A 2,945-nucleotide genomic window follows, 5' to 3' on the forward strand; every position below is an offset into this window, starting at 1 on the left:
GCTCGACAGCGCCTGCGCCCGCTCCATGGCGGCGGCCTGCGAGAAGTGCACGACGTAGACCGGCGACTGCCCGGTCTGCAGCAGCTCTTCGACGGTCTCGTGGATCGGCGTGCGCGCGTACGAGAAGTGCAGCGGAACGGGCCGTTCGACGCCGGTGACGCGCGCGACGGAACGCCCGGTGCGGCGCTCGAGATCCTCGGCGATGGCGGTGACGTCGCCGAGCGTCGCCGACATCAGCACGAACTGCGCCCGCGGCAGCAGCAGGAGCGGCACCTGCCAGGCCCATCCGCGCTCGGAGTCGCCGTAGTAGTGGAACTCGTCCATCACTACTTGGTCGACACGCGCGTCAGCGCCCTGGCGGAGGGCCACGTTCGCCAGGATCTCGGCCGTGCAGCAGATGATCGCGGCATCCGGATTCACCGACGAGTCCCCCGTGACCATGCCCACGTTCGCCGCGCCGAAGATCTCGACGAGAGCGAAGAATTTCTCGCTGACCAGGGCCTTGATCGGTGCGGTGTAGTAGGTGCGGCCGCCTTGGGAGAAGCTGGCGGCGTGCGCGGCCACGGCGACGAGCGACTTGCCGGTGCCGGTCGGGGTCGACAGGATCACGTGCGATCCCGACACGATCTCGATGATCGCCTCGTCCTGCGCCGGATACAGCGAGAAGCCGGCGCCGGCGGCCCACTCGACGAATCCCGCGTACATCGCGTCGGCGTCGGCCCCGCGCGGCATCGAGTCCAGAAGCGAGGCGGGCATCCCCCGAGTCTGCCAGGTGCTGCGGCGGCGAGCCGGGCGTGCGGAGCGGAGGAGATGACACCACGGGAGGACGAAGGGCCCGGGATAGGTCCTCCGCCTGTCGCATCTCCTCCTTTCGTGAGGAGTTCACGCGCTTTCGCAGCTATCCACGCTTCGGTGGCGGAACACCGTCGCGCGCGCCTACGTTGAAGACGACGACGAAAGGATGCCGATGCCCGCCTCCCAAGATGAGATCACTGTCACGCGCAACGACGACGAGCACCGCTACGAGGTGTACGTCGGCGAGACGCTTGCAGGATTCACCGAATTCTCGCTCGATGCTCGCGGCCGCCACCGCTACCCGCACACCGAGGTCGACCCCGCCTTCCGGGGACGCGGCCTCGCGGGGATCGTGATCGGCGAGGCCATGGCAGACTCGGCGCGCCGAGGCGAGACCGTCGTGCCACTGTGCCCGGTCGTCGCCCGCTACCTCGGCGACAACGAGATTCCCGGGCTGGACGTGCACTGGCCCTCGCGCGTCAGCACTCCGTGACATGACCCGGCTCGACGAGGCCTCGACGGCCGGCGGCCTGGACCCGGCAGCGGCGCAGATCGCGGGTCCGGCCGGAAGCTCGGGGCCCCGCACACTGATCCTCGAGAGTCGCGAAGTGCCTCTCGGCGGCGTGCGGGCCATGGTGGTGCACCGCTCACTGCCGCAGCGCGAGCTGCCGCTCGTCGGGGCCTGGTGCTTCCTCGACCGGTTCGGTCCGCAGGCGACGCGCATGCGCGTCGAGCCGCACCCCCATATCGGGCTTCAAACGGTGACGTGGCCCTATGCGGGCGACGTCCGGCATCGCGACTCGGTCGGCAGTGATGTCGTGGTGCGCCGCGGCGCGCTGAACCTGATGACCAGTGGCGCCGGCATCGCGCACTCCGAGTACTCGGTAGGCGAAGAGGCCGCACCGCTGGACGCCCTGCAGCTGTGGGTCGCGCTTCCCGAGTCTCGGCGCCACGGGCCGCCCGCGTTCGAGCAGCACGCGGTGCTTCCCGAGGTGGCGCTGACGGCGATCGCGGGCGCGGACGGCACCGCGACGGTCGTGCTCGGCGAGCTGGCCGGCACGTCGTCGCCGGCCAGCACCTATACCCCGATCGTCGGCGCCGAGCTGCGGATTCCCCCGGGCGCGACCGTGCGGGTGCCGCTGCACCCGGCATGGGAGCACGCGCTGATCTCGGTCGAGGGCGAGGCCGAGATCTCGGGCTCCGCCGCCGGACCCGACAGCGCGAGCAGCGCCGCGCTCGACACCTCGCACCTGCTGTACCTCGGTCTCGCACGCGAGGACGTCCTGATCGCGAGCCCCTCGGGAGCGACGCTGTTCCTGATCGGCGGCGAGCCGTTCGAAGACGACATCGTCATGTGGTGGAACTTCGTCGGGCGCTCCCACGAAGAGATCGTCGAGGCGCGCGACGCGTGGGAGGCGGAGGCGTCGATCGGCTCCCCCGCCGACCGGTTCGGTCGCGTCGTGGACCACGGCGCGGAGCGCATCCCCGCGCCGCCCCTCCCTGCGGTGCGGCTGACGCGACGGCGCCGGCGGCTGTAGCGCGCCATCCAACGCGAAGGCGCCCGGGCCGGAGCCCGGGCGCCTCGCGTGTGTCAGCGCATCACTTGAGGACGAGGAATCCCGAGACGCCGGCGGACGACTGCACCTGGTCGCTGCCGCCATAGGCGGCCGTCACGACGTAGACGCCCTTCTTCTGCTTGGGCAGCGGAATGGTGACCGTCCCCTCGACCAGCTCGCCGGTGTACTTCTGGGTGTTCACCCACACCGACACCGTGCCGGTGGCGGCCGGTCCGCCCGACGGCGCGACCGCGACCGTCACCGCGAAGTCGGTCGACGTCCGCCCGACGTAGGGGCTTATCGACACCGACGTCTTCGACGTGGACTTCACGAAGACCGACTCGCTCACCGCCGTGCCGGCGTTGATGTTGCCCGACTGGGTCGCGGTGACCTGAACCGACAGGGCGGTTCCGGTGTCGGCATCCGTCACCTGGTAGGTCTGTGCCGTCGCGCCCTCGATCGGCGCGCCGTCACGGAGCCACTGGTAGGTGAGCGTGACATCGGCCGGCTCCCACGTGCCCGGGTGGGCCTTGAGGGGTCTTGCCGACCTTCGCCGAGCCCGTGATCTTCGGCGCCTCCGTCGCGACCGGCGCG

At 70.8% G+C, this 2,945-nt stretch carries 3 protein-coding genes and 1 pseudogene; 2 read left to right on the forward strand and 2 right to left on the reverse strand.

Annotated features, from left to right (window positions below):
- Positions 1-756, reverse strand: a 756-nt coding sequence (locus WYM_RS20865) for a DEAD/DEAH box helicase (protein ID WP_040569523.1), incomplete at its 3' end; no start/stop codon positions are given.
- A gap of 211 nt (positions 757-967) precedes the next feature.
- Between WYM_RS20865 and WYM_RS18750 the strand changes: the two genes are divergently transcribed.
- Together WYM_RS18750 and WYM_RS18755 are read left to right on the forward strand one after the other, a co-directional pair.
- Positions 968-1,288 (forward strand): GNAT family N-acetyltransferase, encoded by a 321-nt coding sequence (locus tag WYM_RS18750; RefSeq protein ID WP_019182381.1) that lies wholly within the window; start codon positions 968-970, stop codon positions 1,286-1,288.
- A 1-nt stretch (position 1,289) separates the two neighbouring features.
- Positions 1,290-2,333 carry a pirin family protein gene (locus WYM_RS18755; protein ID WP_019182382.1) on the forward strand — a complete coding sequence of 348 codons (1,044 nt, stop codon included), beginning with the start codon at positions 1,290-1,292 and terminating at the stop codon, positions 2,331-2,333.
- Between the two features lie 61 nt (positions 2,334-2,394).
- On the opposite strand, the pseudogene WYM_RS18760 reads toward WYM_RS18755, so the two are convergent.
- Positions 2,395-2,945: pseudogene (locus WYM_RS18760) on the reverse strand (Ig-like domain repeat protein); the annotation flags it as partial.

Source organism: Microbacterium yannicii PS01 (genome assembly GCF_000304335.1).
Lineage (GTDB): Bacteria > Actinomycetota > Actinomycetes > Actinomycetales > Microbacteriaceae > Microbacterium > Microbacterium yannicii_A.